This window comes from Paraburkholderia sp. EG287B (assembly GCF_040965595.1).
In the GTDB taxonomy this organism is placed as follows: Bacteria; Pseudomonadota; Gammaproteobacteria; order Burkholderiales; family Burkholderiaceae; genus Paraburkholderia.
Map to the genome: position 1 here is coordinate 43,165 of NZ_JBFRCG010000037.1, position 6,330 is coordinate 49,494.

The following is a 6,330-nucleotide window of genomic DNA, read 5'->3' on the forward strand; positions in this document are numbered from 1 at the left end:
CTCATAATGTACTCAGTCTGCCTGCATAAAATACGCGCGTATGTAAGGGAATCTACTTAAGTCCGGTGTACGTCGCCGTCGTTCTATCGAAGCATCGACGTTGTAGCGCTCACGACGCTGCCGGACGCGACAGCTTCGGAGTCACGGGTTCGATTTGCCCCGTCGAGCCAGATGGCGAGGTTCGCAACGAGCAGCCGGCCCATAGTCCGCGTGGATCGCAGTGGGCAACGAGGCACGGTGTTGCCCTCCTCTTAGGAGCCCGTTTCTGTGAGCCAGTACAACCTATAAGGACTTTCCCTTTTTGCAAGCGTTACGGCCGAGCGTGCGCCTTGAAACAGCAGCGTGCGCAGATACGTGTTGCCCTGTTTGGTGATGCGGCCCAGGCGGGTCTTGCCGCCGCTGCTCGCCTGCCTGGGCACCGAGCCAAGCCAGGCGGAAAATTGGCGACCATTCTTGAACACGCTCGCGTCGCCAACGGTGGCCACTGCGGCCGACGCGGTGAGCGGCCCGATGCCGATGACCGCCATGGCGCGCTGCGCGCTGCTGTCGTGCTTCACGTGCGTGGCGACCTGCGCGTCACACGAGGCGATTTGCTGGTCGAGGGCCTGCAGGTGCTCCCAGCCTCGCGCCAACGCAGTGCGCGCGACACCGTTCAGTTCAGTGGCCCCATCCTCCAGTGCCTCGACGAAGCGGGCACGAAATGCATTGATGCCTTGCGGCAAGAACATGCCGAACTCGACCAGTTCACCGCGCAGCCGGTTGACCAGCGCGGTACGCTCCTCGACGAAACCGTTCCGCATCCGGTGCAGCAACAGCACGTTTTGCTGGTCTGCCGTTTTGATGGCCACGAAGCGCATATGCGGCCGCCCCGCGGCCTCGCAGATGGCCTCGGCATCCAGCCTGTCGTTCTTCACGTGCTTGCCGCCCTTGCGGTATGGCGCGGCGAACTGCGGCGCAATCAGGCGAACCTCGTGACCAAGCTCGCGCAGCTTGCGCCCCCAGTAGTGGGCTGCGCTGCACGCTTCCATTGCGACCAGACACGGCTCGATGTTGGCAAACCATTCGAGAAACTTCTGCCGTGAGATGGCCTTCTTGACCACCACGCGTTCCATGCTGTCCACGCCGTGCACCTGGATCAGGTTCTTGGCCAGATCCACGCCGATACGAGTAATCTTGTCCATGACTTTCCCCTTCTCAGATGGGTTGTCCAGCACCAACCATCCTGGCATATCGCTATGCCATGAGATCGGGAAAGTCCTTACTAATTCGGGTGCGGGCTCGCCCCTGTTTCGTTGCAGTCGCGCCACGCACACAACCCAGGCCCGCTTGCGTGACTTCCACAGACAGACGCAACTTCGCTCTCCGGTCGCAGGGAAACCTTTCGCGCCTCACGAGATCACATCGATGTGACCAGGATCAGGTCTGTCACCACTACCCAGCTATTTCGAATTCCTTATTATTTTGCGCAGATAGCGTTGCTATTGGTTCCATTCTGGAGATGTTCATAGTTGGCCGTCGGTTATCAGGCGGAAACACACACCATGAACCATCCTCGTGCCGGAAAAAGACAAGCTCGAAAGTGCCGGACGGCCGTGTCGCCTTTACGCAGACATATCGCCACGGCTTGCGTCGGGTGTGGCAAAAGTGCGTCACCCGCGCTGTGGAGGTTGATTCGGCACCTAGCCACTTCTCTACCACTGATCGCAAGGAAGCCTGGTGGGTACTCATCGTCGTTCCCCTGGCTAATGGCAGTGCAACTGCCGGTAGCACCTGACCTGCATCGACTACGTGATTCAACTGGATCGGCTGCGCGTCATTTCCATCAGGAATGTGGCGCCAGCGATACGGCGAACAGAATGTACAGGCAGACTGCTCATATTGATCAGTCTGCCTGTTTAAATTTGCGTGGTATGTAGGTAGATTTACCTAGAGCTCGAGGAGAGCCATGTCATGTGGCATCCACAATGCTGCGGGAGTCCGCGACGTCTGTCAGATACACAGTGAAAGCGGCGTGCGCCGTGGCTCGGCGGGGCGCGAGGCGCGGGGAAAACTCGACCATGCGCGCATCTACGTGAATCAAGCCACATCGGTCACGGACATAGCGCGAGCAGCAATTGTTCGCCAGCAACGCGAGCAACGCACAATATTCGCTGTGCTGCGAAAAGTTAGCGTTTGCAAGGCTCGTCGCTCCCTGACACGCCGCATCGTCGACGGATACTGAATCAAACGTGCTGGAGCGCCCCCGGCACGCCCACCGGGGTCGTTCACCAGTAGGCAGTGACGTACGTCCGCTGTGGCACATCACTCCGGTCCGGCGCAGACTTTCAGCCGGCTTCGGTGTTACTGCCGGAAGGTGCTCTCGATATCCTTGGTCAGAGCGACACTCGCATGCTGGGAAAGTACTTTCTCCATCAGAACGGAATGGACCTGGTCGTCTGGGTCTGCGCATGCATCACTTGCCACCACAAGCGCGTAGTCAAGATCAAAAGCTTGCCTGACTGTGGACAGCACGACGCCAGCAGTCGTCACGCCAGCGATGATCAGCGTCTCAATGCCTTGCGCACGCAGCAACCGCTCCAGATCGGTGCCGGCGAAAGCGCCGATACGGTGCTTGGCGACGACGGGTTCCGAATCCAGCGGCGCCAGGCTCGCGTGAATCTTCGCGCCTTCGCTGCCGGGAGCGACCAGGCCGCTCTCCTTCAACTGGGAAAACAATGCGTTACGGGGACTGATTTCGGGATAGCCAGGGCGGAACGATACGTTGACGTGGATCGTCGGCATGTTGACCGCACGCGCGGCGCCAAGCAGTTTCGACGCATTGTTCACCACCGTGGCGGCCGCCGCAGGTGACAGAAAATTGTCGAGAATGAAACACTGAAAATCCATCAACAGCAGTGCGGACTTCTTCGGGTTGTGAGATAGCGGTTGGGACATTGCGTACTCGGTTCGGGTGATTAAAGATTACGCGCTAGGCGCGTTTTGGAAAGCCAACGACCTTCCAGTTGCATGCCGCACCAATCAGCAGCAGCACGCAGGTGCCAAAAAACACCGCCTTCATGCCGATCTGGCCGCCAACGAAACCGCCTATCAAGGGCCCCGCCACCTGCCCTGCAAATTGCGCAGACAGCGAATAGCCCATGGCGGTCCCGACAAAATGATCTGGCACGTTGCGTCGAATCACTGCGGCAATGCACGGGAGGAGGCCGCCAAGGGCGAGCCCCATCAGGAAACGCAGCACAATCAGTTGCCAGTAGGAGGTCACGAACGCCTGTGGTATCAGCAACAGTCCGGCGGCCGTGAGCGCCAGGATGATCACGGTCGAAGGGCCAAGCTGATCCGCAAGCTTGCCGAGTTGCGAGGCCGAGACGATGCTGCCGAGCGCGGCGGCTGACATCACGAGACCGGCGACGAAGCTGACATGAGCCTGATCCGGAACCAGCGTCGCAACATATACCGTGATAATCGGCTCAATGGACATGTTCGCAACCATCAGGAGCAGCCCTGTGGCGAGCATGGTGATCACTACGCCCAGGTTCGGTATCTGCGACCACCCGCCTTTGTGCTTCTCAGCCGCAGTCCGGTTTTCCTGCGGCGCCTCACGAACCCAAAGCGCTGTCGCAATGAAGGCGATGAAGATCAGCGCGCCAGACGCCCAAAATGTCGCCCGAATGCCAATCAGCGAGGGCAGCGAACCACCAGCGAGCGGCCCGAGCAGATTTCCGGCCATTACTCCCGAAGCAAGCACGCCAAGCGACCACGTCAGGCGCTCCCTTGGAGTCTGAACAGCGATCAGGATGGTGGCGCCCGAAGAGTACCCCCCGGCAATTCCAGCCAGCAATCGCAGCCCGACAAACTGCCATATATTCGTTGAAAGGCCCATGAGAGGCATGGTCAACGCCATTCCGAGGCTGGCACGCACCAGCATGGGCTTACGACCGAATCGATCCCCCAATCGGCCCCACAGGGTAGCAACCAGCCCGGCCGCAAGAAAATTGGCGCCATAGGCGATCCCTGACCACTGCACGACCGCCGCATGCCCCTTCACACCGAGTTCGCCGACGTAAATCGGCAGAAACGGCAGGACCAGCGTCATTGCGAAGACGGTCGAAAATGACCCGAACAGGCAAATAGCGAGGTTACGTCGCCAGTATCCGTTAGCGTCGGAATCCATAAACAACCTTGCACTAGTGACCAACGTTGGTATACTAACTCGGTATACCAACTCGGTGCAACAACTTCCCAAAGGGGCGGGATGCCACCGAACGAACGGAGACGAAATTTGACGACGCAGACACAGCTGGTTGAGGATCGGCTTCGCCGGATGATTCTCGACATGGACATCGGTCCCGGCGAGCGGCTAACGGAGCGCTGGCTCGAAGGACAGTTCCAGACATCGAGGACGTCCGTGCGCACCGCATTATTCCGACTTGAGGCAGAGGGACTTGTCAGCAGAAATGACCGCGGCTGGATCGTTCCGCCAATCGATCCCGACGAGGTCAAGCAGCTGTTTGTCTATCGTGAAATCCTTGAGGTTGCGGCGATCCAGCTCGGCGGGAGCACGGTAAGTCAGGCTGAGCTTGCTGAAATGGAGGCCATCCTCGACTCCATCAGGCCGGACTCCGAGCTTGAGCAGCGCGACAATGCGGCGCGTCAATTTCACATGCGGATCGGGAGTCTCGCAAAAAATGAATTTGTGAGTCGAGGCATCGCCGATTGCATGACCCGACTGACTCGCGCGCGCTGGTTTGAGATCGACGCCGCGCACGAGGGATGGGCCGAACACCGTGCCCTGTTGCAAGCTCTCAGGGACGGCGACGTCGGACGTGCAATTGAGCTGACAAGGGGGCATATCAGCGCGGCGCGGGAGAGGCTGCTGGATGCACTGACTGCGCGGCGGCGGAGCTTGCGTGCTCGCGGAATCGTTGTCTCGGGAGAGAGTTGAGGATCGCTTACTACTGACGCTTGCCCAGAGGCTCAGACACAAGCTGCACAATCTTTCGCGTCGTGTCGCGGCGTTGCCAGGATAGATTCGAGCCAAAAAGACGCAGCCCTCGACCTGAGTCGCGCAGCGACCATAGCGGCAGTGATATCGCTATCCATGATCGCATTGAGGCCGTTTGGGTGCGGCGCGTTATGTTACATTTAGAGCGTTAGCCGTGTTGAAGAATGACGGCACCTACAGCGTAGATTTCACCACATATGAACGTTGATCGAAATTCCGTTGCCGAGGTTTCTTCCGTAGCAGAGCTCGCATTCGACCTTCGCGAGACTCTGGGAAGGGGGGCGAGACTTATACGGGTCGAGTCCGGTCCGCCGCTATCGCAGCTCACGGTGCTTGGTCACCTCCAACGCAACGGTGCGATGAGCACGAATGACCTTGCAGCTGCCGAGCGCGTGCGCCCTCAATCGATGTCACTCACCGTCCAGGCGCTAGAAAAGGCCGGACTGGTGGGGCGTCGCCCGCATCCGACAGATGGGCGGGCACAGCTTGTTCAGCTGACTCGCAAAGGTAGCAAGACTCTGGATAGCATCTTTGCGGTGCGGGAGGACTGGTTGACGTCAGTGATCCTTGAAAAGCTGAGCGACGATGATCGTCAGGATCTGCAGCGAGGGCTGTCGCTTATCAAAAGAATTATCAACACGCGTGAATAGTTCGTCGTGATGCCTTGGTGAGTAGCTCGCCAAGGCATCCTCGAGTGCGGCCGGAATAGTCTCCGCGCCGGCCTAAAGCCTTTCAAATCCGCCTGCTGGTCCAGGCTACACGCGCTAGTCCGGTAGCCGCTATCCAGATGTCCGGTCGCCCCTTATTCACGCGGTTCCAGCCCTCACGAGCATTGAGGACAGGCGTATTGCGAAGCGCGCTGGTGCCCGAACGTTCCCGGCCTCGGATGACTCCTGGCATGGTAATAGACCGTGCTGGATTTGCCAGTCCACTACGCTGCTTCAGGCATCAGGAAGCAATGTGAGCTGCCGACCAGGTGAATCGCCCGCCCTGGATCTCAAAGCGCTGACGACCGGAATGAAGGTGTTTTTCGGTCATCGACGCTATGTCGTTGCAGATAGCGAGGCGTTGGCGGCGCCCTTCGCCGGCGGCTCGCGCGCCCTCCTGATCAGCGCAATGTCGCAAGGATACTCTGAGCGTCGCTGACGTCAAACCTGCCGGGTGCCTCGACGTTGAGCGTCTTGACCACGGCATCTTCAACGTATGCGATCCACGAACGACGCCCCTCAGAGTAAGGTGGCGGAGCGCGTGAGGTGTGGTAGTGATGCGGGTCAGCGGAGGTCGGCCGGCATTTTCCAGGGAAGCAACGCGTCGTAGTCGTCGACGGT

5 protein-coding genes and 1 pseudogene are annotated in these 6,330 nt (G+C 59.3%); 2 read left to right on the plus strand and 4 right to left on the minus strand.

The window, feature by feature from the left end; all coding sequences use genetic code 11:
* Nucleotides 1–251: 251 nt before the first annotated feature.
* From AB4Y40_RS40425 to AB4Y40_RS40435, 3 genes are all read right to left on the minus strand, one after another.
* Nucleotides 252–1,181 (minus strand): IS110 family transposase, encoded by a 930-nt coding sequence (locus AB4Y40_RS40425; protein WP_368692621.1) that lies wholly within the window; start codon nt 1,179–1,181, stop codon nt 252–254.
* A gap of 1,159 nt (nt 1,182–2,340) precedes the next feature.
* The gene (locus AB4Y40_RS40430; protein WP_368692622.1) at nt 2,341–2,934 is read right to left on the minus strand and encodes a cysteine hydrolase family protein; all 594 of its coding nucleotides are present in this window, start codon (nt 2,932–2,934) and stop codon (nt 2,341–2,343) included.
* A 34-nt stretch (nt 2,935–2,968) separates the two neighbouring features.
* Nucleotides 2,969–4,171, minus strand: coding sequence for an MFS transporter (locus AB4Y40_RS40435; protein WP_368692623.1), 1,203 nt, complete (start codon nt 4,169–4,171; stop codon nt 2,969–2,971).
* Nucleotides 4,172–4,279: 108 nt separating this feature from the next.
* Here AB4Y40_RS40435 and AB4Y40_RS40440 point away from each other — a divergent pair, with 108 nt between their 5' ends.
* Nucleotides 4,280–4,942 carry a GntR family transcriptional regulator gene (locus AB4Y40_RS40440; RefSeq protein WP_368692624.1) on the plus strand — a complete coding sequence of 221 codons (663 nt, stop codon included), beginning with the start codon at nt 4,280–4,282 and terminating at the stop codon, nt 4,940–4,942.
* A 257-nt stretch (nt 4,943–5,199) separates the two neighbouring features.
* Nucleotides 5,200–5,652, plus strand: a complete 453-nt coding sequence (locus tag AB4Y40_RS40445) for a MarR family winged helix-turn-helix transcriptional regulator (RefSeq protein ID WP_368692625.1) — start codon at nt 5,200–5,202, stop codon at nt 5,650–5,652.
* Between the two features lie 458 nt (nt 5,653–6,110).
* On the opposite strand, the pseudogene AB4Y40_RS40450 reads toward AB4Y40_RS40445, so the two are convergent.
* Nucleotides 6,111–6,203, minus strand: a pseudogene (locus tag AB4Y40_RS40450) (peroxiredoxin); the annotation flags it as partial.
* Nucleotides 6,204–6,330 lie beyond the last annotated feature (127 nt).

Bases quoted from the DNA above. Each gene is read 5' to 3' on its own strand.
- AB4Y40_RS40425 (WP_368692621.1), bottom strand. From the start codon at position 1,181: ATGGACAAGATTACTCGTATCGGCGTGGATCTGGCCAAGAACCTGATC.
- AB4Y40_RS40430 (WP_368692622.1), bottom strand. From the start codon at position 2,934: ATGTCCCAACCGCTATCTCACAACCCGAAGAAGTCCGCACTGCTGTTG.
- AB4Y40_RS40435 (WP_368692623.1), bottom strand. From the start codon at position 4,171: ATGGATTCCGACGCTAACGGATACTGGCGACGTAACCTCGCTATTTGC.
- AB4Y40_RS40445 (WP_368692625.1), top strand. From the start codon at position 5,200: ATGAACGTTGATCGAAATTCCGTTGCCGAGGTTTCTTCCGTAGCAGAG.